Source organism: Pseudomonas sp. CM27, assembly GCF_013179515.1.
GTDB lineage: Bacteria > Pseudomonadota > Gammaproteobacteria > Pseudomonadales > Pseudomonadaceae > Aquipseudomonas.
Genome location: NZ_JABMCN010000004.1, coordinates 19,508 through 43,349 on the forward strand (window position 1 = coordinate 19,508; position 23,842 = coordinate 43,349).

The 23,842-nt window shown below is 61.9% G+C and carries 21 protein-coding genes and 1 pseudogene; 21 read left to right on the forward strand and 1 reads right to left on the reverse strand.

Going from position 1 to position 23,842, the window contains the following annotated elements; all coding sequences use genetic code 11:
• Positions 1 to 245: 245 nt before the first annotated feature.
• The 7 genes from HP547_RS01115 (at position 246) to HP547_RS01145 (ending at position 8,554) form a co-directional block, all read left to right on the forward strand.
• Positions 246 to 1,604 carry a glutamine synthetase family protein gene (locus HP547_RS01115; protein ID WP_172219459.1) on the forward strand — a complete coding sequence of 453 codons (1,359 nt, stop codon included), beginning with the start codon at positions 246 to 248 and terminating at the stop codon, positions 1,602 to 1,604.
• A 48-nt stretch (positions 1,605 to 1,652) separates the two neighbouring features.
• Entirely contained in the window at positions 1,653 to 3,014 is a 1,362-nt protein-coding gene (locus HP547_RS01120) for an aspartate aminotransferase family protein (protein ID WP_172285302.1), read from the forward strand.
• A gap of 168 nt (positions 3,015 to 3,182) precedes the next feature.
• Positions 3,183 to 4,280 (forward strand): polyamine ABC transporter substrate-binding protein, encoded by a 1,098-nt coding sequence (locus tag HP547_RS01125; RefSeq protein ID WP_172219455.1) that lies wholly within the window; start codon positions 3,183 to 3,185, stop codon positions 4,278 to 4,280.
• 158 nt (positions 4,281 to 4,438) lie between these two features.
• The gene (locus HP547_RS01130) at positions 4,439 to 5,533 is read left to right on the forward strand and encodes a polyamine ABC transporter substrate-binding protein (RefSeq protein WP_172219453.1); all 1,095 of its coding nucleotides are present in this window, start codon (positions 4,439 to 4,441) and stop codon (positions 5,531 to 5,533) included.
• Between the two features lie 71 nt (positions 5,534 to 5,604).
• Positions 5,605 to 6,747: a polyamine ABC transporter ATP-binding protein gene (gene potA / locus HP547_RS01135; RefSeq protein ID WP_172219451.1), complete on the forward strand. Its 1,143-nt coding sequence runs from the start codon at positions 5,605 to 5,607 to the stop codon at positions 6,745 to 6,747.
• Positions 6,744 to 7,664: an ABC transporter permease subunit gene (locus HP547_RS01140; protein ID WP_172219449.1), complete on the forward strand. Its 921-nt coding sequence runs from the start codon at positions 6,744 to 6,746 to the stop codon at positions 7,662 to 7,664. The genes potA and HP547_RS01140 overlap by 4 nt, the downstream gene beginning before the upstream one ends.
• A complete protein-coding gene (locus tag HP547_RS01145) occupies positions 7,661 to 8,554 on the forward strand; it encodes an ABC transporter permease subunit (RefSeq protein ID WP_172219447.1) in 894 nt (297 codons plus the stop codon). The genes HP547_RS01140 and HP547_RS01145 overlap by 4 nt, the downstream gene beginning before the upstream one ends.
• 105 nt (positions 8,555 to 8,659) lie before the next feature.
• On the opposite strand, the pseudogene HP547_RS01150 reads toward HP547_RS01145, so the two are convergent.
• Positions 8,660 to 9,114 (reverse strand): annotated as a pseudogene (locus HP547_RS01150) (transposase).
• Between the two features lie 460 nt (positions 9,115 to 9,574).
• On the opposite strand from HP547_RS01150, the gene HP547_RS01155 reads away from it, so the two are divergent.
• The 14 genes from HP547_RS01155 to HP547_RS01220 all read left to right on the forward strand — a co-directional run bounded on the left by HP547_RS01155 (position 9,575) and on the right by HP547_RS01220 (position 23,697).
• On the forward strand, positions 9,575 to 9,847 hold the full coding sequence (locus tag HP547_RS01155; RefSeq protein WP_172285303.1) for a DUF3077 domain-containing protein: 273 nt from the start codon (positions 9,575 to 9,577) through the stop codon (positions 9,845 to 9,847).
• 211 nt (positions 9,848 to 10,058) lie between these two features.
• On the forward strand, positions 10,059 to 11,147 hold the full coding sequence (locus HP547_RS01160; RefSeq protein ID WP_172219441.1) for an efflux RND transporter periplasmic adaptor subunit: 1,089 nt from the start codon (positions 10,059 to 10,061) through the stop codon (positions 11,145 to 11,147).
• On the forward strand, positions 11,144 to 12,211 hold the full coding sequence (locus HP547_RS01165; protein WP_172219439.1) for an efflux RND transporter periplasmic adaptor subunit: 1,068 nt from the start codon (positions 11,144 to 11,146) through the stop codon (positions 12,209 to 12,211). Before HP547_RS01160 ends, HP547_RS01165 begins: the two co-directional genes overlap by 4 nt.
• On the forward strand, positions 12,208 to 15,261 hold the full coding sequence (locus HP547_RS01170) for an efflux RND transporter permease subunit (RefSeq protein WP_172285304.1): 3,054 nt from the start codon (positions 12,208 to 12,210) through the stop codon (positions 15,259 to 15,261). The genes HP547_RS01165 and HP547_RS01170 overlap by 4 nt, the downstream gene beginning before the upstream one ends.
• Before the next feature lie 247 nt (positions 15,262 to 15,508).
• Positions 15,509 to 15,691, forward strand: a complete 183-nt coding sequence (oscA, locus tag HP547_RS01175; RefSeq protein ID WP_007975618.1) for a sulfur starvation response protein OscA — start codon at positions 15,509 to 15,511, stop codon at positions 15,689 to 15,691.
• A gap of 49 nt (positions 15,692 to 15,740) precedes the next feature.
• On the forward strand, positions 15,741 to 16,748 hold the full coding sequence (locus HP547_RS01180) for a sulfate ABC transporter substrate-binding protein (protein ID WP_172285305.1): 1,008 nt from the start codon (positions 15,741 to 15,743) through the stop codon (positions 16,746 to 16,748).
• A gap of 196 nt (positions 16,749 to 16,944) precedes the next feature.
• Positions 16,945 to 17,763, forward strand: a complete 819-nt coding sequence (gene cysT, locus HP547_RS01185) for a sulfate ABC transporter permease subunit CysT (protein ID WP_172285306.1) — start codon at positions 16,945 to 16,947, stop codon at positions 17,761 to 17,763.
• A gap of 11 nt (positions 17,764 to 17,774) precedes the next feature.
• A complete protein-coding gene (gene cysW / locus HP547_RS01190; RefSeq protein WP_172285307.1) occupies positions 17,775 to 18,647 on the forward strand; it encodes a sulfate ABC transporter permease subunit CysW in 873 nt (290 codons plus the stop codon).
• A gap of 3 nt (positions 18,648 to 18,650) precedes the next feature.
• Entirely contained in the window at positions 18,651 to 19,640 is a 990-nt protein-coding gene (locus HP547_RS01195; RefSeq protein ID WP_172285308.1) for a sulfate/molybdate ABC transporter ATP-binding protein, read from the forward strand.
• Between the two features lie 382 nt (positions 19,641 to 20,022).
• Entirely contained in the window at positions 20,023 to 20,820 is a 798-nt protein-coding gene (locus tag HP547_RS01200) for an energy transducer TonB (RefSeq protein ID WP_172285309.1), read from the forward strand.
• Positions 20,821 to 20,847: 27 nt separating this feature from the next.
• Positions 20,848 to 21,567, forward strand: coding sequence for a MotA/TolQ/ExbB proton channel family protein (locus HP547_RS01205; RefSeq protein WP_172285310.1), 720 nt, complete (start codon positions 20,848 to 20,850; stop codon positions 21,565 to 21,567).
• 1 nt (position 21,568) lies between these two features.
• Entirely contained in the window at positions 21,569 to 21,970 is a 402-nt protein-coding gene (locus tag HP547_RS01210) for a biopolymer transporter ExbD (RefSeq protein WP_172285311.1), read from the forward strand.
• Positions 21,971 to 22,220: 250 nt separating this feature from the next.
• Complete coding sequence (locus HP547_RS01215) at positions 22,221 to 22,802, forward strand: alpha/beta hydrolase (protein WP_172230262.1); 582 nt, start codon at positions 22,221 to 22,223, stop codon at positions 22,800 to 22,802.
• A gap of 64 nt (positions 22,803 to 22,866) precedes the next feature.
• Entirely contained in the window at positions 22,867 to 23,697 is an 831-nt protein-coding gene (locus HP547_RS01220) for a sigma 54-interacting transcriptional regulator (protein ID WP_172285312.1), read from the forward strand.
• Positions 23,698 to 23,842 lie beyond the last annotated feature (145 nt).

Below are 23,842 nucleotides of genomic sequence, written 5' to 3' on the forward strand. Positions count from 1 at the left end.
CCTCCGTCGTTTTTGCAAGCTTCGTCAATGGCGTGGTCGCCCTGGCCGCAATAATTGACGCTTGGCGCTTCCATGCCCGCCCTCGTAGCGGTTTGCTGCCCTTCGTTTCGTCTTTCTGCCCTTCGAACTCATTTTGGACACATCTGTTTTCAGTGTATCCACTGCGGCCGTGCGCGCGTGTTTTGCTTTAGCAATGTACTCCATCCAGAATCAATGCGCGGACCACCTTACCTCCTGAGGTATTTATGAGTAACAACCTCGACCAGCTCACCGATTGGTTGAAAGAGCACAAGATCACCGAAGTCGAATGCATGATCAGTGACCTGACCGGCATCACGCGCGGCAAGATTTCGCCCACCAACAAATTCATCGCCGAAAAAGGCATGCGCCTGCCCGAGAGCGTGCTGCTGCAGACCGTGACCGGCGACTACGTCGACGACGACATCTATTACGAACTGCTCGATCCGGCAGACATCGACATGATCTGCCGCCCCGACGAGAACGCTGTGTTCCTGGTGCCATGGGCCATAGAGCCGACCGCCCAGGTCATCCACGACACCTACGACAAGAAGGGCAACCCGGTCGAGCTGTCGCCGCGCAACGTGCTTAAAAAGGTGCTGCAGCTCTACGCCGACAAGGGCTGGCAGCCTATCGTCGCGCCCGAGATGGAGTTCTACCTGACCAAGCGCAGCGAAGACCCGGACTTCCCGCTGCAGCCACCGGTAGGCCGATCGGGCCGCCCGGAAACCGGCCGTCAGTCGTTCTCGATCGAAGCCGCCAACGAATTCGACCCGCTGTTCGAAGACGTCTACGACTGGTGCGAACTGCAGCAGCTGGACCTCGACACGCTTATCCACGAAGACGGCACGGCGCAGATGGAAATCAACTTCCGTCACGGCAATGCCCTGCACCTGGCCGACCAGATACTGGTGTTCAAGCGCACCATGCGCGAGGCGGCGCTCAAGCACAATGTGGCCGCCACCTTCATGGCCAAGCCCATGACCGGCGAGCCTGGCAGTGCCATGCACCTGCACCAGAGCGTGGTCGATGTTGCCACCGGCAAGAACATCTTCAGCAACGACGACGGCAGCATGAGCGAGCTGTTCCTCAACCACATTGGTGGCCTGCAGAAGTTCATCCCCGAAGCGCTGCCGCTGTTCGCCCCCAACGTCAACTCGTTCCGCCGTTTCCTGCCAGACACCTCGGCACCGGTGAACGTGGAGTGGGGCGAGGAAAACCGCACCGTCGGCCTGCGCGTGCCGGATGCCGGGCCGCAAAACCGACGGGTAGAGAACCGCCTGCCGGGCGCCGACGCCAACCCTTACCTGGCCATCGCCGCCAGCCTGCTGTGTGGCTACATCGGCATGGTCGAAGGCATCGAGGCCAGCGCCCCGGTGCAGGGCCGTGGCTACGAACGCCGCAACCTGCGCCTGCCGCTGACCATCGAGGACGCCCTGGAACGCATGGAAAACAGCCGTGCGCTGGTGCAGTACCTGGGCAAAAAATTCATTACCGGATATGTCGCCACCAAGCGCGCCGAGCACGAAAACTTCAAACGCGTCATCAGTTCCTGGGAGCGTGAGTTCCTGCTGTTTGCTGTCTGATCAACCCTGGTGCCGCAGGAGCGCGGCTGTCGAACAACGGAGAAGCACATGAGCGTCAACAACCCGCAAACCCGTGAATGGCAAACCCTCAGCGGGGAGCATCACCTTGCACCTTTCAGTGACTACAAGCAGCTGAAGGAGAAGGGGCCGCGCATCATCACCAAGGCCCAGGGTGTGCATTTGTGGGACAGCGAGGGGCACAAGATCCTCGACGGCATGGCGGGCCTGTGGTGCGTGGCGGTGGGCTACGGCCGCGAGGAGCTGGTACAGGCGGCAGAGAAGCAGATGCGCGAGCTGCCGTACTACAACCTGTTCTTCCAGACCGCTCACCCGCCAGCGCTGGAGCTGGCCAAGGCGATCACCGACGTGGCGCCCGAGGGCATGACCCATGTGTTCTTCACCGGCTCCGGCTCCGAAGGCAACGACACCGTGCTGCGCATGGTTCGCCACTACTGGGCGCTGAAGGGCAAGCCGCACAAGCAGACCATCATCGGTCGGGTCAACGGCTACCACGGCTCCACCGTGGCCGGCGCCAGCCTGGGCGGCATGAGTGGCATGCACGAGCAGGGCGGCCTGCCGATTCCTGGCATCGTGCATATCCCTCAGCCGTACTGGTTCGGCGAAGGCGGCGACATGACGCCGGATGAGTTCGGCGTCTGGGCTGCCGAGCAGCTGGAGAAGAAAATCCTCGAAGTCGGCGAAGACAACGTCGCCGCCTTCATCGCCGAGCCGATTCAGGGCGCCGGTGGCGTGATCATCCCGCCGCAGACCTACTGGCCGAAGGTGAAGGAGATCCTGGCCAGGTACGACATCCTGTTCGTCGCCGACGAAGTCATCTGCGGTTTCGGCCGCACCGGCGAGTGGTTCGGCTCCGACTACTACGACCTCAAGCCTGACCTGATGACCATCGCCAAGGGCCTGACCTCCGGTTACATCCCCATGGGCGGTGTGATCGTGCGTGACACCGTGGCCAAGGTGGTCAGCGAAGGCGGCGACTTCAACCACGGCTTCACCTACTCCGGGCACCCGGTGGCGGCCGCCGTAGGCCTGGAAAACCTGCGCATCCTGCGCGACGAGAAAATTGTCGAGAAGGCGCGCAGCGAAGCGGCACCGTATTTGCAAAAGCGTTTGCGTGAGCTGCAGGACCACCCGTTGGTAGGCGAGGTACGCGGCCTGGGCATGCTCGGCGCGATCGAGCTGGTCAAGGACAAGACCACCCGCAGCCGTTACGAAGGCAAGGGCGTCGGCATGATCTGCCGTAACTTCTGCTTCGACAACGGCCTGATCATGCGTGCGGTGGGTGACACCATGATCATCGCGCCGCCGTTGGTGATCAGCCATGCGGAGATCGACGAGCTGGTGGAAAAAGCGCGCAAATGCCTCGATCTGACCCTGCAGGCGATCAACTGATCAACTGCTAGGCTAGCGATGTGACATTAAGTCGTTACAGGGCTCTGGTTTCCTTGAAACAGTGCCTTGTAACTTGCCAGACTAGCGACTGATCCAGTCGCCGCGCGCTCTGCACCGTGGGTCCTGGCTGCTGGACAGTTGCCAAATAAAAAATCTGGAGCATTACGCATGAATAAAATGGGTAAGACGTTGCTGGCCGCAGCCCTGATGGGTGCCATGGCTACTGCTGTTCAGGCTGAAGACAAAGTGTTGAACGTCTACAACTGGTCGGACTACATCGCTCCGGACACCATCGCCAAGTTCGAGAAGCAGTCTGGTATCAAGGTCAAGTACGACGTATTCGACAGCAACGAAACCCTCGAAGCCAAGCTGCTGGCCGGCAAGTCGGGCTATGACGTTGTCGTACCGTCCAACAACTTCCTGGCCAAGCAGATCAAGGCTGGGGTGTACGAGGAGCTGGACCGTTCCAAGCTGCCAAACTGGAAAAACCTCGACGAAGACCTGCTCAAGGCCGTCGGTGATGCCAGCGACAAGGACAACAAGCACGCCTTCCCGTACATGTGGGGCTCCATCGGTATCGGCTACAACCCGGAGAAGGTCAAGGCTGCGCTGGGCGTGGACAAGATCGACTCGTGGGACGTGGTGTTCAAGCCCGAGAACATCGCCAAGCTCAAGAGCTGTGGCGTGAGCTTCCTCGATGCGCCAACCGAGATGATCCCGGCCGCGCTGCACTACCTGGGCCTGCCGAGCAACAGCACCAAGAAAGAAGACCTGAAGGCCGCTGAAGACCTGTTCCTGAAGATTCGTCCTTCGATCACCTACTTCCACTCGTCCAAGTACATTGGCGACATGGCCAACGGCAACATCTGCGTAGCCGTGGGTTACTCGGGTGACCTGGAGCAGTCCAAGGCCCGCGCCCATGAAGCCGGCGACAAGGTCAAAGTGGACTACGTCATTCCGAAAGAAGGTGCCGGTACCTTCTACGACATGGTCGCCATCCCCAAGGATGCCGAGCACAAAGACGCCGCCTACCAGTTCATGAACTTCCTGATGCAGCCGGAAATCATGGCTGAAATCACCAATGCCGTGCGCTTCCCGAATGGCAACAAGGCAGCCACCCCGATGGTGGACAAGGACATTTCCGGCGACCCGAGCATCTACCCGCCAGCAGACGTGAAGAAGCAGCTGTATGCGATTGCCGCGCCAGACGCCTCGGTGCAGCGTTTGATCACCCGCAGCTGGACCAGGATCAAGTCGGGTAAATAAGCCCGATGCAGCGCCTCTGGGCCGGGGTTTTCCGGCCCAGAGCCAGTGAAAGGCAATTGATGATTGCGGCATCGAAGCTGCGAAGGTAAGTTGCGCGCCGGTTTTGCGTGTGCGGCAGCACTGTTGCTACCCAGGCACTGATTGTGAGGACCACCCACTTGTCTATTTCTGTAATCCGCAAGGCCCTTATGGCTGGCGCGGGCCTGACGCTGGCATGCAGCGTCCAAGCGGCGCCTACGGTGCACTTCTACAACTGGTCCGACTACATCGGCCCGACCACACTCGCGGACTTCGAGAAAGACACGGGCATCAAGCCCGTGCAGGACGTCTTCGACTCCAACGAAACCCTGGAAGGCAAACTGCTGGCCGGCAACACCGGCTATGACGTGGTCGTGCCGTCCAACCATTTCCTCGGCAAGCAGATCAAGGCGGGCGCGTTCCAGCAGCTCGACAAGCACCTGCTGCCCAATTTTGCCAACCTCGACCCGGCGCTGATGAAGCGCCTGGAAAAGAACGATCCCGGCAACCAGTACGCCGTGCCTTACCTGTGGGGCACCAACGGCATCGGCTACAACGTCGAGAAGGTGAAGGCTGCGCTGGGCGTGGACACCATCGACTCCTGGGCCGTGTTGTTCGAACCCGAGAACATGAAGAAGCTCTCCAAGTGCGGTGTTGCGTTCCTCGACTCGGCGGACGAAATGCTGCCGGCGGTGCTCAACTATATGGGGCTCAACCCCAACAGCACCGACCCCAAGGACTACGCCAAGGCCGAACAGAAGCTGCTGGCCGTGCGCCCGTACGTGACCTACTTCCACTCGTCCAAATACATCACCGACCTGGCCAACGGCGACATCTGCGTCGCGGCAGGCTTCTCGGGTGACATCTTCCAGGCCAAGGCCCGCGCCGAAGAAGCGAAGAAGGGCGTGAACCTGGCCTACGCCATTCCCAAGGAAGGCGGCAACCTCTGGTTCGACGTACTGGCGATCCCCAAGGACGCCAGGAACGTCAAGGAGGCGCACGCCTTCATCAACTATTTGCTGAAGCCTGAGGTTATCGCCCAGGTCAGTGATTACGTCGGTTACGCCAACCCGAACCCCAAGGCTGGCGACCTGATGGACCAGGCCGTGAGGACTGACGCCGCGGTTTACCCACCGCAGGAAGTGCTGGACAAGATGTTCGTGAACTCAGAGTTGCCACCCAAGGTGCAACGGCTGATGACCCGTAGCTGGACCAAGGTCAAGTCGGGCAAGTAAAAATCCAGGCCCGCCGCGGCTCCTGCAGAACAGGCCGCGCGGGCACAAAAATCTTGTTGGGAGTTTCACTCATGGCAGTTGCCTCCGGTGCCTATAAGAAAGCCCTCGAGGGTGGCCAGCAACCCAAGCAGGTGCTGGTCAAGATCGACCGGGTCACGAAGAAGTTCGACGAAACGATAGCCGTGGACGATGTGTCCCTGGAAATCCGCAAAGGCGAGATCTTCGCCCTGCTGGGAGGCTCCGGCTCTGGCAAGTCCACCTTGCTGCGCATGCTGGCGGGCTTCGAGCGCCCGACCGAAGGGCGGATTTTCCTCGATGGCGTCGACATCACCGATATGCCGCCTTACGAGCGGCCGATCAACATGATGTTCCAGTCCTATGCATTGTTCCCGCACATGACCGTGGCGCAGAACATCGCCTTCGGCCTGCAGCAGGACAAGATGGCCAAGGCCGAGATCGATGCCCGCGTGGCCGAGATGCTCAAGCTGGTGCACATGTCCCAGTACGCCAAGCGCAAGCCGCACCAGCTGTCCGGTGGCCAGCGCCAGCGCGTGGCCCTGGCCCGCTCCCTGGCCAAGCGCCCCAAGCTGCTGCTGCTCGATGAGCCGATGGGTGCACTGGACAAGAAGCTGCGTTCGCAGATGCAGCTGGAACTGGTGGAGATCATCGAGCGCGTAGGCGTGACCTGCGTGATGGTGACCCACGACCAGGAAGAGGCCATGACCATGGCCCAGCGCATCGCCATCATGCACCTGGGCTGGATCGCCCAGATTGGCTCGCCTGTGGATATCTACGAGACGCCGACCAGCCGCCTGGTGTGCGAGTTCATCGGCAACGTCAACCTGTTCGAGGGCGACGTGGTCGACGACGCCGAAGGGCACGCGATCATTGCCAGCCCGGAACTGGAGCGCAAGATCTACGTCGGCCACGGCATCACCACGTCGGTGGAAGACAAGCACATCACCTACGCCCTGCGCCCGGAAAAACTGCTGGTCACCACTACCCAGCCGGATTTCGAGCACAACTGGTCGCGCGGCAAGGTCCACGACATCGCCTACCTGGGTGGCCATTCGGTATTCTACGTGGAGCTGCCGAGTGGCAAGGTGGTTCAGTCATTCGTCGCCAACGCCGAGCGCCAGGGCACCCGCCCGACCTGGGGCGATGAAGTGTACGTGTGGTGGGAAGACGACAGCGGCGTGGTACTGCGGTCATGAAACTGCGCAAGCTCAAGCGAGCCTTCCAGCGCCTCACCCCGGAGGGGCGGCACCTGGTGATCGGCGTGCCGTTCATCTGGCTGTTCCTGTTCTTCATGCTGCCGTTCTTCATCGTGCTGAAGATCAGCTTTGCCGAAGCCGACGTGGCGATCCCGCCGTACACCGAAATCTACAGCTACGTCGAAGACAAGATCCAGCTGGTGCTCAACCTGGCCAACTACGGCCTGCTGACCGAGGATGAGCTGTACCTCTCGGCCTACCTGGGCTCGCTGAAGATGGCGTTCTTCAGCACGCTGCTGTGCCTGCTGATCGGCTACCCGATGGCCTACTCCATCGCCAATGCCAAAAAGGAGACCCAGACGGTCCTGCTGCTGCTGATCATGATGCCGACCTGGACCGCGATCCTGATCCGCGTCTATGCCTGGATGGGCATCCTCAGCAACAACGGCCTGCTCAACGGCTTCCTGCTGTGGACCGGGTTGATCGACCAGCCGCTGCAGATCCTCAACACCAACCTGGCGGTGTACATCGGTGTGGTCTATTCGTACCTGCCGTTCATGATCCTGCCGCTGTTCGCCAACCTGGTGAAACACGACCAGAGCTTGCTGGAGGCTGCTTCGGACCTGGGTTCGAGCACCTTCAACAGCTTCTGGAAGATCACCGTTCCGCTGTCCAAGAACGGCATCATCGCCGGCTGCATGCTGGTATTCATCCCGGTGGTGGGCGAGTTCGTGATCCCTGAACTGCTCGGCGGCCCGGAAACCCTGATGATCGGCAAGGTACTGTGGCAGGAGTTCTTCAACAACCGTGACTGGCCGGTGGCATCCGCGCTGGCAGTAGTGATGCTGGCGATCCTGATCGTACCGATCCTGCTGTTCAACCGCAGCCAGGCCAAAGAGATGGAGGGCAGGGCATGAAGCGCTTCAGTTTCTCCAAGCTGATGCTGGTGCTCGGCTTGCTGTTCATCTACCTGCCGATGCTGATCCTGGTGATCTACTCGTTCAACGCCTCCAAGCTGGTGACGGTGTGGGGCGGCTGGTCGGTGAAGTGGTACGTCGGCCTGCTCGACAACACCCAGTTGATGGGCTCGGTGATGCGCTCGCTGGAAATCGCCTGCTACACGGCGGTGGCGGCGGTGGCGCTGGGTACCCTGGCGGCGTTCGTGCTGACCCGGGTCACCCGCTTCAAGGGCCGCACGCTGTTCGGTGGCCTGGTCACCGCGCCGCTGGTGATGCCCGAGGTGATCACCGGTCTGTCGCTGTTGCTGCTGTTCGTGGCCATGGCACAGATGATCGGTTGGCCGCAGGAGCGCGGCATCGTCACCATCTGGATCGCCCACACCACGTTCTGTGCGGCATATGTGGCGGTGGTGGTGTCGGCACGTTTGCGCGAGCTGGACCTGTCGATCGAGGAAGCGGCAATGGACCTGGGTGCCAAGCCGTGGAAGGTGTTCTTCCTGATCACCATTCCGATGATCGCGCCATCGCTGGCGGCGGGCGGCATGATGTCGTTTGCCCTGTCGCTGGATGATCTGGTTCTGGCCAGCTTCGTGTCCGGCCCGGGTTCGACCACCTTGCCGATGGAAGTGTTCTCGGCGGTGCGCTTGGGCGTGAAGCCGGAGATCAACGCCGTAGCCAGTCTGATTCTGCTGTCGGTATCGCTGGTGACCTTCTTTGTCTGGTTCTTTAGCCGCCGCGCCGAAGAGCGTCGCCGCAAGGCGATTCAGCAGGCGATCGAGGAGGGTGCTGCGGCCAATGCTTCGCAGCCGCAGGTCCGGCGCCCGACGCAGGTGGCTGCTTCGGCCTGATCCGGCCCCTTCGCGGGTGAACCCGCTCCCACAGGGACAACACTGCCTTGAGGCCTGTGATATTCCTGTGGGAGCGGGTTCACCCGCGAATGCCCCAGCACATGTTCAAAGCCAGACTGCATCCCAATGTGGATAGTCCCTGACACTGCTGACCAGTCCAGCTCGCAAAGGATTGGCAACGATGTACCTGGCGAAATCCACCATGTTTTCTTCCCTTCTGAGTGCCCGGTCCTGATACCCGGGTTGCCAAACCGGATCATGCTCAACCCCTGCCCGATGCAACACCAGACTGGACCTGGATTTGAATCTTCGCATCAAGGTCCCCAGCGTCGTACCTTTCAACTCAATCAGCCAATGCAGATGGTCCGGCATCAGCACCCAAGCCAATGATCGGCAGGAATGTTCCTCATCCGACTGCCGCAGTTGGTGTATGACCAGTCGAGCATGGTGGAAGTCCTGGAACAGTGGCTGCGCTGGTGGGTGACGGTGGTTAGCAGATAGAGCCTGCCAAGCTCGGAATAGCGACCACGGCGAAGCAGGTGAGACTGGGCCCGAGGCATTGGTTTCTTCCTTGAAAAGCAGGTGAGCTTTCAAAGGTAGTGGTTGGGAGACAGATACTGTGTAGAGGATGGTTTCTGGATGTGGCAGACGCTTTGGTGGCAATACCGGCCTCTTCGCGGGTAAACCCGCGAAGAGGCCCTCACGGCGTACGACTTTTCATCAACTCAAACCCAAAGCTTCATTCGGGTCAGCTTGGGAATTATCCTACGAGCCGCGTGGAAGCTGCTCTGTTGTAGGGGAAATGCCCCAGGGATAACGTCGTTAGGTCGCCAAGCAAGGCGACCGGGTGTGAGAACCCGCTCGATGTTGAACGGGCTTCCTGTCATGGCGGCCTTACGTGGGCAGGCTTCGGTCTGGCCGGGTTCAATGTCCTCGGTTTCTCACCCCACGTTCGGCTGCCACCCCTTGTCCGTGAGAAAGACGAGTTGGTGGTCCAATTAACGACATTGGATTCCAACCATGACAAAGCACGCTCCAGATCACCCAGAAAACAGCAGCACCGTCGGCCAGGAAACCTGCATGGACCTGTTCCGTGTCCAGGCCAACATCCCCTTCAATCATGCTTTCTCCGAACTCTCCGTTATGCTCGGCTGCATCACTCACCTGACAACCGAAGCCGAGATGGAAAATGACCGGCTTGCTGGTAGTGCAGCAAGAATTCTCAGTGGCTTTGCCAAAGCTTTGATCGATGACATCGAGCTGGGGCTGAACAAGGCTTCAGTACAGGTTTGACCTGTACCGGCCTCTTCGCGGGTAAACCCGCTCCCACAGGGAAATCACAGCCTTCGAGTGGGTAGTGTCTGTGGGAGCGGGTTCACCCGCGAAGAGGCCCGGGCAGACGCCGACAATGCCGAACTGAGCCCCGCCAGTGATGTTTATCGAACCCTGAACTACGCTAACAGTCGCATTACACGAATCATTTGCGCGCAAGCTAGGAGCCTGCATGTCGCTCACGCGTCCGCTGTTGGTCGTTGGTCTGGGGCTGGTTGTTCTGCTCGCGGGCTGTAGCAAAGAGGAAGCGCCCGAGGTGTTGCCGCGGGTCGGGGTGCTGCGGGTCGAGCCCACTGATTTCGCTGCCAGGGTCACCCTGACCGGCGATGTTCAGGCGCGGGTGCAGACCGACCTGTCGTTCCGCGTGGGCGGCAAGATCATTTCGCGCAGCGTCGACGTGGGCGACCACGTCAAGGCCAACCAGGTGCTGGCGCGGCTGGACCCGAAAGACCTGCAGAACAACGTCAATTCAGCCAAGGCCGAGGTATTCGCAGCCCAGGCGCGTGTGACGCAAACCGCTGCCGCTTTCGTGCGCCAGCAAAAACTGCTGCCCAAGGGCTACACCAGCCAGAGCGAATACGATTCCGCCCAGGCCGCGTTGCTGAGCAACCAGAGTGCCCTCAAGGCGGCGCAGGCACAGCTGGCCAACGCCAACGAGCAGTTGAGCTACACCGCACTGGTGTCCGAGGCCGATGGGGTGATTACCGAACGCCAGGCCGAGGTGGGTCAGGTGGTGCAGGCGACCATGCCGATCTTCAGCCTCGCCCGCGATGGCGACCGGGACGCGGTGTTCAACGTCTATGAGTCACTGCTGGTGGCGCCGCCGAGCGATGCCGGGGTAATCGTCAGCCTGCTGGACGACCCGAAGGTCAAGGCCCAGGGCTTCGTCCGCGAAATCACCCCTACCGTGTCCGCGCAAAGTGGCACGGTGCAGGTCAAGGTGGCATTGAAAGATGTGCCACCGGGCATGCAGCTGGGCGCCCCGGTGACTGCCACCACCAATGCCCAGGGCCGCCCGAGCATCGAGCTGCCATGGTCGGCACTGACCAAGGCCTTGCATGAACCCGCGGTATGGGTGGTGGGCGAGGGCGACAAGGCTGAACTGCGCAAAGTAGAGGTGTCGCGTTATCTTACCGGCAAAGTGGTGATTGCCAGTGGCATCAAGGGCGGTGAGACCGTGGTGGTAAGCGGTGGGCAGCTGTTGCACCCCGACATGAAGGTGGAAAAAGTCGATGCCAAGGCCGGGGGAGCTGCACCATGAAAAAGCCCCTGTGGATGCTTGCTGCCAGCTTGCTGCTGGCAGCCTGCGGCAGTGAAGAAAAAGCCCCCGAGCCTGTTCGCCCGGTGTTGTCGGTAAAGGTCGAGCCGCAGGTCCAGGCCCAGTTGGGGCGCTTTGCCGGCAACATTCAGGCGCGCTTCGAAAGCACCCTGGGCTTTCGCGTGGGTGGGCGTATCGCCCGCCGCTGGCTCGACGTTGGCGCCCAGGTAAAGCCGGGCGACACCCTGGCCACCCTCGACCCGACCGATCAACAGAACCAGTTGCGCGCCGCCGAAGGCGACCTGGCCAGGGTGCAGGCGCAGTGGATCAACGCCCAGGCCGATGCCCGCCGCCAACAGCAGCTGTACGACCGTGGCGTCGGCGCCCAGGCCCAGCTGGATATTGCCCAGACCAACCTGAAAACCACCGGCGCGTCGCTGGAGCAGGCGCGCTCAGCGGTCAGCCAGGCCCGCGACCAGCTCGACTACAGCACCCTGCGCAGCGACCACGCCGCTGTTATCACCGCCTGGCAGGCCGAGGCCGGGCAGACCGTCACTGCAGGTCAGGCTGTCGTCACCCTGGCCCGCCCGGATGTGAAGGAGGCCGTGATCGACCTGCCAATCGGCCTGGCCGAGCAGCTGGACAAGGACCTTGCCTTTACCGTCGCCTCGCAGCTGGACCCGTCCATCAACACCACTGCCACCCTGCGCGAGCTTGAACCCCAGGCTGACGCCACCACGCGCACAAGGCGCGCCCGCCTGACGCTGGCCAGTACCCCCGCCGCGTTCCACCTGGGCACCGCCATCAGCGTGACCTTGAGCTCGCAGGTGACACCGCGCAGCGAGTTGCCCTTGAGCGCCCTGCTGGAACGGGACGGCAAGACCCAGGTATGGGTGATCGATACCCAGCAGAAAACCGTGGCCACCCGTGATGTAGCCCTGCTCGAGCGCACCGCAGACAGCATTATCCTTACCTCCGGCGTGCAGCCCGGGGAGCGGGTGGTGACTGCGGGGGTGAACAGCCTCAAGCCTGGCCAGAAGGTCGCCTTCGACGAGGATGCGCAATGAAAGGAAGCTTCAACCTGTCCGAATGGGCGCTCAAGCATCAGTCGTTCGTCTGGTACCTGATGTTCGTCGGTTTGCTGATGGGGATTTTCTCGTACTTCAACCTGGGCCGCGAGGAAGACCCGTCGTTCACCATCAAGACCATGGTCATTCAGACCCGCTGGCCCGGCGCCACCCAGGACGAAACCCTGTATCAGGTCACCGACCGTATCGAGAAGAAGCTGGAGGAGCTGGATTCCCTCGATTACGTGAAGAGCTACACTCGGCCGGGCGAGTCCACGGTCTACGTTTACCTGCGCGATACCACCAAGGCCAAGAACATCCCCGACATCTGGTACCAGGTGCGCAAGAAGATCCAGGACATCCGCGGGGAATTCCCCTCGGGCATCCAGGGGCCGGGTTTCAACGATGAATTCGGTGACGTGTACGGCTCGATCTATGCGTTCACGGCCGATGGCCTGACCCTGCGCCAGTTGCGCGATTACGTGGAGCAGGCCCGCGCCGAAGTGCGAGAAGTCCCCAATATCGGCAAGATCGAGATGGTCGGCACCCAGGACGAAGTGCTCTACCTCAACTTCTCCACCCGCAAGCTGGCCGCTCTGGGCATTGACCAGCGCCAGGTGATGCAGGCCCTGCAGTCGCAGAACGCGGTTACCCCCGCCGGCGTGATCGAGGCCGGGCCGGAGCGTATTTCAGTGCGCACCACCGGGCAGTTCGCGTCGGAAAAAGACCTGCAATCAGTCAACCTGCGCATCAACGACCGTTTCTTCCGCCTGGCCGATATCGCCGACATCGAACGCGGCTACACCGACCCACCTTCACCCATGTTCCGCTACAACGGCCAGACCGCCATCGGCCTGGCCATCGGCATGAAAGCCGGTGGCAATATCCAGGTGTTCGGCGAGGCGTTGAAGAAGAAGATGGACCGCATCACCAACGACTTGCCGGTGGGGATCGGCGTGCATACCGTTTCCGACCAGGCAGTGGTGGTGAAGAAGGCGGTCGGCGGTTTCACCAGTGCGCTGTTCGAGGCCGTGATCATCGTGCTGGCGGTGAGCTTCGTCAGCCTGGGGGTCCGCGCCGGGCTGGTGGTAGCCTGTTCGATCCCGTTGGTGCTGGCCATGGTCTTTGTATTCATGGAATACAGCGGCATCACCATGCAGCGGATTTCCCTTGGCGCGCTGATCATCGCGCTGGGCCTGCTGGTGGATGACGCCATGATCACCGTCGAGGTCATGGTCACGCGCCTGGAGATGGGTGAGAGCAAGGAGCAGGCGGCGACGTTCGCCTACACCTCCACGGCGTTCCCGATGCTTACCGGCACCCTGGTGACGGTGGCCGGCTTTGTGCCGATCGGGCTCAATGCCAGCTCGGCAGGCGAATACACCTTCACCTTGTTCGCGGTAATCGCCGTGGCCTTGATTGTGTCGTGGGTGGTGGCGGTGTTCTTTGCACCGGTGCTCGGCGTGCATATCCTCAACAGCAAGAAAATGAAGGCCCATGACAGCGAACCTGGCCGTGTCGGCCGAGGGTTCGAACATGGCCTGCTGTGGTGCATGCGCCATCGCTGGTTGACCATCGTCGGCACCATCGTGCTGTTCGTGCTCTCGGTGTTCTGCATGCGCTTCGTGCAGAACCAGTTTTTCCCGTCTTCGGACCGCCCGGAAATCCTCGTCGATCTGAACCTGCCGCAGAACGCCTCCATCGAAGAAACCCGCAAAGTGGTCGATCGCTTTGAAGCCACCTTCAAGGATGACCCGGAAATCGTCAGCTGGAGCACCTACATCGGCCAGGGCGCGATCCGCTTCTACCTGCCGCTCGACCAGCAACTGCAGAACCCGTACTACGCGCAGTTCGTCATCGTCAGCAAAGGCCTGGAAGAGCGCGGCGAGTTGATGGCACGCCTGCAGAAGCGCCTGCACGAAGACTTTGTCGGCATCGGCACCAACGTGCAGTCGCTGGAGATGGGCCCGCCTGTGGGGCGGCCGATCCAGTACCGGGTCAGCGGCAAGGACATCGACCAGGTGCGCAAGCACGCCATCGAGCTGGCGACCTTGCTCGACCAGGACCCGCACATTGGTGAAATGATCTACGACTGGAACGAGCCCGGTAAGGTCCTGCGCATTGAAATCGCCCAGGACAAGGCACGCCAGCTAGGGCTTTCGTCCGAGGACGTGGCCAACGTGATGAACAGCATCGTCAGTGGCGTGCCGATTACCCAGGTCAACGACAACATCTATCTGATCGATGTGGTTGCCCGCGCCGAAGACAGCGAGCGCGGCTCGCCTGATACCTTGCAGAACCTGCAGATCCTGACCCCCAACGGTACCTCGATTCCGCTGCTGTCTTTTGCCACCGTGCGCTACGAGCTGGAGCAGCCCTTGGTATGGCGACGTGATCGCAAACCGACCATTACCATCAAGGCCTCGGTGAGCGGCGAAATCCAGCCGACCGACCTGGTAGCCCAGCTGAAGCCGAAAATCGATGAGTTCGCCAGCAAGCTGCCGGTGGGCTACGAAGTGGCCACGGGCGGTACTGTGGAAGAAAGCAGCAAGGCCCAAGGGCCGATTGCGGCGGTGATCCCGCTGATGCTGTTCCTGATGGCGACATTCCTGATGATTCAGCTGCACAGCGTGCAGAAGCTGTTCCTGGTGGTCAGTGTGGCGCCGCTGGGGCTGATTGGCGTGGTGCTGGCGCTCGTACCGACGGGCACGCCGATGGGCTTCGTGGCGATTCTCGGCATCCTCGCGCTGGCGGGCATCATCATTCGCAACTCGGTCATCCTGGTGACCCAGATCGACGAGTTCGAAGCGCAGGGCTACTCGCCCTGGGATGCAGTGGTGGAGGCCACCAACCACCGGCGGCGACCTATTCTGCTGACCGCAGCGGCCGCCAGCCTGGGCATGATCCCGATTGCCCGTGAGGTGTTCTGGGGGCCGATGGCGTACGCCATGATCGGCGGGATCATCGTCGCGACCCTGCTGACGTTGTTGTTCCTGCCGGCCTTGTATGTGGCCTGGTACAAGATCCGCGAGCCTGAAAAACACAACTGAAGCCTTGTACGGCCCCTGTGGGAGCGGGTTCACCCGCGAATACGATGGTGAAACCACCGCCGCATTCGCGGGTGAACCCGCTCCCACAGGGTCTTGCATTCCCGTCAAGATGGTCTTTTATTTGGTTATATAAAAATTCTTAAACAGTATTTTTAAGAATAATCCCGCCTCACTACTATTGCCCTCAAGCCAGGCAATAACCCCCCTTCAAACCCCTGCCCGGCACCTCACTCCAAGGAGAACGAGCATGAGTGCATCGCTGCGTAGCGTCGACGGTCAGGACGAAGCCACCATTCTGCGTGAAATCCAGAGCGCCCTGCGCGATCTGCGCTTTGGTGCGGTGGAGATCACCGTGCACAACGCCCAGGTGGTGCAGATCGAACGCAAGGAGAAGTTCCGCCTGCAACAGCCAGGCAACAAGCCCGGCTGATCGCACCACACCATTCAAAATTAGAAAAATGCCAATCGGGAGCTTCACCATGTCCATCCGCCGTTATGCGCTCGCCGCCCTGGCCAGTGCTGTTTTTGCCGGTTCCGCCATCGCCAAGGACTACGAACTGCTGAACGTGTCCTACGACCCGACCCGTGAGCTGTACCAGCAGTACAACGCCGAGTTCATCAAACACTGGCAGCAGGCCCACCCGGACGACAAGGTGAAGATCCAGCAATCCCATGGTGGCTCGGGCAAGCAGGGCCGTGCGGTGATCGACGGCCTGCGCGCCGACGTGGTGACCCTGGCCCTGGCCGGCGATATCGACGAAATCGCCAAGCTCGGCAAGACCCTGCCGGACGACTGGCAGACCCGGCTGCCGGATGCCAGCACCCCGTACACTTCGACCATCGTGTTCCTGGTGCGCAAGGGCAACCCGAAAGGCATCAAGGACTGGGGCGACCTGATCAAGAAGGACGTGTCGGTCATCACCCCCAACCCGAAAACCTCCGGTGGCGCACGCTGGAACTTCCTCGCCGCCTGGGCCTACGGGCTGAAGGCCGGCGGTAGCGAGAACAAGGCCAAGGCCTATGTGCAAGAGCTGTTCAAGCACGTGCCGGTACTGGATACCGGTGCCCGCGGCTCGACCATCACCTTCGTCAACAACGGCCAGGGCGACGTGTTGCTGGCCTGGGAAAACGAAGCCTTCCTGGCGCTGAAGGAAGACGGTGGTGCCGACAAGTTCGAGATCGTCGTGCCGTCGCTGTCGATCCTCGCCGAACCGCCGGTGGCCGTGGTCGACAAGAACGCCGAGAAGAAGGGCAACACCGAGATCGCCACCGAGTACCTCAAGCACCTTTACAGCCCGGCGGGGCAGAAGATTGCTGCGGAGAACTTCTATCGCCCGCGTGACGAGAAGGTGGCTGCCGAGTTCGGCAAGCAGTTCCCGAAACTCGACCTGGTGACCATCGACAAAGACTTCGGTGGCTGGAAGACTGCACAGCCGAAATTCTTCAATGATGGCGGTGTGTTCGACCAGATCTATCAGGCACAGTAAAGGCCACGGAAAAGCGGGGCCGCTTTGCGGCCTATCGCCGGCCAGCCAGCTCCCCAGGAATCGCGCAGCTCTCAGGCCTGTGTTAATCCTGTGGGAGCTGGCTTGCCGGCGATGGGCTGCGCAGCAGCCCCAGGATTCAGGATCCTGCACCGCCCCGGCCTGAGCCGGGGCTTGGTGCGTTCAACCAGGGATATTTATGTCACGTCGCATTTCCCCCGTCATACCCGGCTTCGGGCTGACGCTGGGCTACACCTTGGTGTACCTCAGCCTGATTGTGCTGATACCGCTGGCGGCCATGTTCATTCATGCCTCGCAGCTGACCTTCGAGCAGTTCTGGACCATCATCAGTGCGCCACGGGTGATCGCTGCACTCAAGCTGAGCTTCGGCACCGCGCTGTTCGCCGCCATCATCAACGGTGTGATCGGCACCCTGCTGGCGTGGGTGCTGGTGCGCTACACGTACCCCGGGCGCAAGATCATCGATGCGATGATCGACCTGCCGTTCGCCCTGCCTACCGCCGTTGCCGGTATCGCCCTGACCGCCCTGTACGCCCCCCAAGGCTGGGTCGGCCAGTTCGCCACCGACCTGGGCTTCAAGATCGCCTACACCCCGCTGGGCATCACCCTGGCGCTGACCTTCGTCACCCTGCCGTTCGTGGTGCGCACGGTGCAGCCGGTACTGGCCGATATCCCGCGTGAAGTGGAAGAGGCCGCCGCCTGCCTGGGGGCCAAGCCGCTGCAGGTGTTCCGCCATGTGCTGGCGCCGGCGCTGTTGCCGGCCTGGCTCACCGGCTTTGCCCTGGCCTTCGCCCGGGGCGTTGGCGAGTACGGTTCGGTGATCTTCATTGCCGGCAACATGCCGATGAAGACCGAGATTCTGCCGCTGCTGATCATGGTCAAGCTCGACCAGTACGACTACACCGGCGCGACCGCCATCGGCGTGCTGATGCTGGTGGTTTCCTTCATCCTGCTGCTGCTGATCAACTTGCTGCAGCGCCGCATCGAAACCCCTTGAAGGAGGCCGGCATGTCCAGTTCATCCCTGAGTGCAAACGCCGCCGCCAACGCCGCCCGCAGGGGCAGCGCCACGTCGCGGCGCATCCTGATCGGCCTTGGCTGGCTGGTCTTCGCGCTGTTCTTGCTGCTGCCGCTGGTGATCGTGGTATCGCAGGCGCTGAAAAACGGCTTTGGCACCTTCTTCGAGGCGATCTTCGAGCCTGATGCCTTGTCCGCCCTGAAGCTGACCCTGCTCGCCGTGGTCATCTCCGTGCCGTTGAACCTGGTGTTCGGCGTCAGCGCTGCCTGGTGCGTGAGCAAGTACAGCTTCCGTGGCAAGAGCATTTTGGTCACCCTGATCGACCTGCCGTTCTCGGTGTCGCCGGTCATCGCCGGCCTGGTCTACGTGCTGATGTTCGGTGCGCAAGGTCTGTTCGGTCCGTGGCTGCAGGACCACGACATCCAGATCGTGTTCGCCTTGCCGGGCATCGTCCTCGCGACCATCTTCGTTACCGTGCCGTTCGTGGCCCGCGAGCTGATCCCGCTGATGCAGGAGCAGGGTACCCAGGAAGAGGAGGCTGCACGCCTGCTCGGTGCCAATGGCTGGCAGATGTTCTGGCACGTGACCCTGCCGAACATCAAGTGGGGCCTGATCTACGGCGTGGTGCTGTGCACCGCCCGGGCCATGGGCGAGTTTGGCGCGGTGTCGGTGGTTTCCGGCCACATTCGCGGCGTGACCAACACCTTGCCGTTGCACGTGGAGATCCTCTACAACGAGTACAACCACGTGGCGGCCTTCAGCGTGGCCAGCCTGTTGCTGATCCTGGCGCTCTTCATCCTGCTGCTCAAGCAGTGGAGCGAGAACCGTATTAACCGCCTGCGCCACAGCGCCGCGGAGGAATGATTCATGTCGATCGAAGTTCGTAACGTCAGCAAGCGCTTCAACAGCTTCCAGGCCCTGGACAACATCAACCTGGACATCAACAGCGGCGAGCTGGTGGCCCTGCTCGGCCCGTCCGGCTGCGGCAAGACCACCTTGCTGCGCATCATTGCCGGCCTGGAAACACCCGATCAGGGCAGCATCGTGTTTCATGGCGAGGACGTGTCCGGCCACGACGTGCGTGACCGCAACGTCGGTTTCGTGTTCCAGCACTATGCGCTGTTCCGCCACATGAGCGTGTTCGACAACGTCGCCTTCGGCCTGCGCATGAAGCCCAAGGGCGAGCGCCCGAGCGAGAGCAGAATTGCCGAGAAGGTGCATGAGCTGTTGAACATGGTGCAGCTGGACTGGCTGGCCGACCGCTACCCCGAGCAGTTGTCCGGTGGCCAGCGCCAGCGTATCGCCCTGGCCCGCGCCCTGGCGGTGGAGCCCAAGGTGTTGCTGCTGGACGAGCCGTTCGGCGCGCTGGATGCCAAGGTGCGCAAAGAGCTGCGCCGCTGGCTGGCGCGCTTGCACGAAGATATCAACCTGACCTCGGTGTTTGTCACCCACGACCAGGAAGAAGCCATGGAAGTGGCCGACCGCATCGTGGTGATGAACAAGGGCGTGATCGAGCAGATCGGCTCGCCGGGCGAGGTGTACGAGCAGCCGGCCAACGATTTCGTCTACCACTTCCTGGGCGATTCCAACCGCCTGGCGCTGAGCGAAGGGCACCATGTGCTGTTCCGCCCGCATGAGGTTTCGCTGTCGCGGCATGAGACCGAAGGGCACCATGCGGCCGAGGTGCGGGATATCCGGCCGCTGGGCGCGACCACGCGGGTTACCTTGAAGGTGGAAGGACAGAGCGAGCTGATCGAGGCCGAGGTGGTCAAGGACCATGACAGCCTGACCGGGTTGGCGCGGGGGGAAACGCTATTCTTCCGGCCCAAGGTGTGGCAGAAGGTGGCGGATATCTGAGTCACCGTTGATGAAGAAAAGCCCGGGGTTGGTCCTGGGCTTTTTTCTGCCTGTGAGATTGCCGGGGCTGCGCAGCCAGCCCTCACATCGATCGCATTGACTGCGAGCTATGATGCGGTCCTTGTGGGAGCTGGCTTGCCGGCGATCGAGGGCGCAGCCCTCGCGGCAATCTCATGCCTTGAGCGAATATTTTGCATGCCCGCAGTGCATCGACTTGAGGCGCTCAAGCCACAGCCCGCGAATTCCAAGGCCTTCCCACGAAGAGGGCAAATAAATATTCCCATAAGTTCTAAACATAATTTTAAACATTACTTTAAGAGATAAGCCCCTGGCCCCGATGATTCAGCCACACACCTGAATCGAGACCCCAGGAGTTTGATCAATGGGTAATGTGCAGTCGGCCGTCAGGGCCTACGACCAGCCATGGCGGCCAGCCCCGGGCGACCTGGTCGAGCTTGGGCGCACGCTTCGCTTGCCACTCGGCCAGCTGCGCCTGCAGCGCACGCCGGTCAGTGGGATCAAGCGCCGCCACAAGCTGCTGTTGGGCTTGCTGGTGCTGGCCCTGCATGGCGCGGCCGCGTACTGGCTGAGTCAGGCGCCAACCCCCGAGCTGCCGGTAGTACCGCCACAGGTGCCACCCATGACCATCGAGTTTGCCGCGCCGACCCCTCCGGTGCTCAAGCCTCCACCGCCTGCGCCTGCTCCTACTGTGGTCGAGCCGCCACCGCCGCCAGTGGTCGACGAACTGGCCGCCAAACCCAAACCCAAGCCGAGGCCTGTGCCCAAGCCGGTGGTCAAGCAGCAGTCGAAACCGCAGCCCAAGCCGGTTGAAGCGCCGCCGCCAGCCCCGGTAGCGGCCCCGGCACCGACTGCGCCAGCAACACCCGCGCCGGCCCCGGTAACGCCAGCATCGGCCAACGCCGCCTACCTGAAGAACCCTGCGCCGGAATACCCGCAAATGGCTCAGCGCCGTGGCTGGGAAGGCACCGTGCTGCTGCGCGTCGAGGTGCTGCCCAGTGGCAAGCCCGGGCAGATCCAGGTTCAGAAAAGCAGCGGCCGCGATGCCCTCGATGCCGCCGCGCTGGCTGCGGTGAAGCGCTGGAGTTTCGTGCCCGCCAAGCAGGGCGACGTGGCCCAGACCGGCTGGGTCAGTGTGCCGATCGATTTCAAGCTTCGCTAACTTTTCAGAACACAGGAAAACATCATCATGAGCCTGCTGGCATCCCCCCTCGAATCTGTTGAAAGCGCAGTCATCTGGCTGCTGGTCGGTTTTTCTGTCGTCACCTGGGGCCTGGCCTTGGTCAAGGTTGCGCAGTTCGTACGGTTGAGGCACCAGGACAAGCGCTTCCACCAGCAGTTCTGGGCAGCTTCGAGCCTGGACTCGGCGGCGCAGATCAGCCACGAACAGCCTGGGCCTGCTGCTCGCGTTGCCCAGGCCGGCTACGCCGCGATCGCCGTCGGTGACACCCAGGCCAACGACCTGAGCCACGCCATCAATCATCAAGACCGCCTGGAGCGCGCCCTGCGGCAGCAGATCGTGCGTGAGCGCCGCTCGCTGGAAACCGGCCTGGCAGTGGTTGCCAGTATCGGCAGCACTTCACCTTTCATCGGCCTGTTCGGCACCGTTTGGGGCATCATGGAGGCGCTAAAGGGTATCAGCGCGGCAGGCTCCGCCAGCCTGGAAACCGTGGCCGGGCCAATCGGCGCGGCGCTGGTGGCCACTGGTGTGGGTATCGCTGTCGCCGTGCCCGCGGTGCTGGTCTACAACTACTTCCTGCGCCGCCTCAAGCTGACCGCCGCCGACCTGGATGACTTTGCCCACGACTTCTACAGCCTGGCGCAGAAGAGTGCCTTCCGCGTGCTGGTGCACCCCGCTGTGCACAAGCCCCAGGCCGGGTTCACCCAGCCGGTGAAGGAGGCGTCCTGACATGGCGTTTTCGACCCAGGACAGCGACGAAGTCCTCAGTGAAATCAACGTAACGCCATTGGTGGACGTAATGCTGGTGCTGCTGGTGGTGTTCATTGTCACCGCGCCGCTGCTGACCAACGCCATTCCCATCAACCTGCCCAAGACCGAGGCCGTGGCCCCGGTGGAGCAGAAGGACCCATTGGTGGTCAGCATCGATGGCGAAGGCAAGCTGTTCATCAACAAAGACCAGATTCAGCCCGACCTGCTGGAAACCCGCCTCAAGGTAGCCAAGGCCACGGACGCGGATGTGCGCGTGCAGCTGCAGGCGGATGACGGCGTGAACTACGGCGAAGTGGCGCGGGCCATGGCGGCCATCGAACGGGCGGGGATCAGCAAACTGGCGGTGATTACCGCGCGCTGAACCCGATCAATCTTCTTCAGGCAAGTGCTTATGGGCCATATCTCCTGGCAGGGGGTTGGCCTTTTTTTTTGCCGTGACAGGTTCAGCGCCTGTGAGATCGAGCGCCGCCCGCGCGGCGCTCGGTCTCACAGGCGACAAATTTCTCAAGGTTAACATTTAGGTTATTAACAAATAGCTTCTTATTCCTTTACTGGTATAGATCGATCCCTATACTTGTCTCCAAGCACGCAAAGTTACCGGAGGCGTCCCCATGCGCAATGAGTCGATTCGTTACCTGATTGTGCCGGGCTGGCAAGGATCGCCAGACAACCATTGGCAAAGTCACTGGCAGCGCAACCTGCCCAACAGCGCGCGGGTCGAGCAGCTCGACTGGCTGACCCCGCAGCGGCAGGACTGGGTGCAGGCGCTGGAGCAGGCGATTGCTGCCGAGCACTCGCCGGTGATCCTGATTGCCCACAGCCTGGGCTGCATCACCGTCGCCCATTGGGCCGCCCAGGCCAGCCCGGCCCTGCTGCGTCGGGTGCGTGGCGCGCTGCTGGTGGCCCCGGCGGACGTCGAGCGGTCGACCTGCGCGCCAGCCCTGCGCAACTTCGCGCCAATCCCGAGCGAGGCGCTGCCGTTCCCCAGCCAGGTGGTCAGCTCGGATAACGACCCGGCCGTGAGCGTGCCGCGGGCACTGTACCTGGCGCAGGTGTGGGGTGCTGAAGCGGGGCTGCTGAGCAACGCTGGCCATATCAACGTCAAGTCCGGCCATGAGCGCTGGGAACAAGGCTTCGCCTACCTGTATCGCTTGCAGAGCCGGGTTGAGCAGCGGGCCCTGCGCCGCGCCTGATCGCCCTTGCTGTTTTCCGTTTGCCTGACGCCCGGCCAATGCAGGCCTGGGGCGGGAGTTTGTCATGACTTTGCAAAACACCTTTGGCCAGCCGTTGCTGACCTTCCCCGAGCTGGACAAGAGCCCACTGAGCATTCGCGCCAAGGCCCTGGTGTTCATCGACCCTCGATCGCAACAGCTGCGCCAGGACCTCGAGCGCCTGGCGCCGCAGCCCTTGCCGGTGCTGATCGGTGGCGAAACCGGCACCGGCAAGGAGCTGCTGGCCCGGCACATCCACCGGGCCAGTGACCGCGGCGGATTGTTCGTCTCGGTCAACTGCGCGGCCATCAGCCCCACTTACGCCGATGCCGAGTTGTTCGGCTACAGCGCCGGCAGCCACGGCGGCACGGCCAGTAGCCGCGCCGGCTGGTTTGGCTCGGCCAACGGCGGAACACTGTACCTGGACGAGATCGCCGACTTGCCGCTGGCCATCCAGGCCAAGCTGCTGGCCGCCCTGGAAAACCGCGAAGTCACCCGCGTCGGTGCGCAGCAGCCACAGCCAGTGGATGTGCGCCTGGTGGCCGCCACCAGCATCGACCTGGCGCGGGTGGTGCGCGCGGGTCGCTTCAACGAGCGCCTTTACCAATACCTGCGCGAGGGCGCGCTGGCACTGCCGCCGCTGCGTGAGCGGCCGGGCGATATTCTGCCGTTGGCCGAGTACTTCGTGGGCATCTACAGCGTGCGCCTGCAGCGGCCTGTGCCGTTGGTGAGCGAGGCCGCGCAGCAGGTACTGGAAGCGCACGCGTGGCCTGGCAACACCCGCGAACTGGAGAACGTCATCCACTTTGCCTTGCTGGTGAATGACAGCGAAGAGATCGTGCCGGAAGACCTCGACCTGCCCAATATCGCGCGCTAGACATGGCTCATAAGCAAACAGGCTGGTGGCAATTTGTTTTTGGAATAAGCAGCTAAATAAAAGATATTGTTCCGGAATAAAAAATCTCGGTATTGTCCGACTCAAGCCCACTGCTGATGCGGCTGGGCACCCGATTCGCCATCCT

What these genes read in the sequence shown, in the direction of transcription:
- HP547_RS01125 (WP_172219455.1), top strand. Translation starts at nt 3,183, where the DNA reads ATGAATAAAATGGGTAAGACGTTGCTGGCCGCAGCCCTGATGGGTGCC.
- HP547_RS01140 (WP_172219449.1), top strand. Translation starts at nt 6,744, where the DNA reads ATGAAACTGCGCAAGCTCAAGCGAGCCTTCCAGCGCCTCACCCCGGAG.
- cysW (WP_172285307.1), top strand. Translation starts at nt 17,775, where the DNA reads ATGTCCAGTTCATCCCTGAGTGCAAACGCCGCCGCCAACGCCGCCCGC.
- HP547_RS01210 (WP_172285311.1), top strand. Translation starts at nt 21,569, where the DNA reads ATGGCGTTTTCGACCCAGGACAGCGACGAAGTCCTCAGTGAAATCAAC.
- HP547_RS01115 (WP_172219459.1), top strand. Translation starts at nt 246, where the DNA reads ATGAGTAACAACCTCGACCAGCTCACCGATTGGTTGAAAGAGCACAAG.
- cysT (WP_172285306.1), top strand. Translation starts at nt 16,945, where the DNA reads ATGTCACGTCGCATTTCCCCCGTCATACCCGGCTTCGGGCTGACGCTG.
- HP547_RS01200 (WP_172285309.1), top strand. Translation starts at nt 20,023, where the DNA reads ATGGGTAATGTGCAGTCGGCCGTCAGGGCCTACGACCAGCCATGGCGG.
- HP547_RS01220 (WP_172285312.1), top strand. Translation starts at nt 22,867, where the DNA reads ATGACTTTGCAAAACACCTTTGGCCAGCCGTTGCTGACCTTCCCCGAG.
- HP547_RS01215 (WP_172230262.1), top strand. Translation starts at nt 22,221, where the DNA reads ATGCGCAATGAGTCGATTCGTTACCTGATTGTGCCGGGCTGGCAAGGA.
- HP547_RS01120 (WP_172285302.1), top strand. Translation starts at nt 1,653, where the DNA reads ATGAGCGTCAACAACCCGCAAACCCGTGAATGGCAAACCCTCAGCGGG.
- HP547_RS01145 (WP_172219447.1), top strand. Translation starts at nt 7,661, where the DNA reads ATGAAGCGCTTCAGTTTCTCCAAGCTGATGCTGGTGCTCGGCTTGCTG.
- HP547_RS01170 (WP_172285304.1), top strand. Translation starts at nt 12,208, where the DNA reads ATGAAAGGAAGCTTCAACCTGTCCGAATGGGCGCTCAAGCATCAGTCG.
- HP547_RS01205 (WP_172285310.1), top strand. Translation starts at nt 20,848, where the DNA reads ATGAGCCTGCTGGCATCCCCCCTCGAATCTGTTGAAAGCGCAGTCATC.
- HP547_RS01195 (WP_172285308.1), top strand. Translation starts at nt 18,651, where the DNA reads ATGTCGATCGAAGTTCGTAACGTCAGCAAGCGCTTCAACAGCTTCCAG.
- HP547_RS01155 (WP_172285303.1), top strand. Translation starts at nt 9,575, where the DNA reads ATGACAAAGCACGCTCCAGATCACCCAGAAAACAGCAGCACCGTCGGC.
- HP547_RS01180 (WP_172285305.1), top strand. Translation starts at nt 15,741, where the DNA reads ATGTCCATCCGCCGTTATGCGCTCGCCGCCCTGGCCAGTGCTGTTTTT.
- oscA (WP_007975618.1), top strand. Translation starts at nt 15,509, where the DNA reads ATGAGTGCATCGCTGCGTAGCGTCGACGGTCAGGACGAAGCCACCATT.
- potA (WP_172219451.1), top strand. Translation starts at nt 5,605, where the DNA reads ATGGCAGTTGCCTCCGGTGCCTATAAGAAAGCCCTCGAGGGTGGCCAG.
- HP547_RS01165 (WP_172219439.1), top strand. Translation starts at nt 11,144, where the DNA reads ATGAAAAAGCCCCTGTGGATGCTTGCTGCCAGCTTGCTGCTGGCAGCC.
- HP547_RS01160 (WP_172219441.1), top strand. Translation starts at nt 10,059, where the DNA reads ATGTCGCTCACGCGTCCGCTGTTGGTCGTTGGTCTGGGGCTGGTTGTT.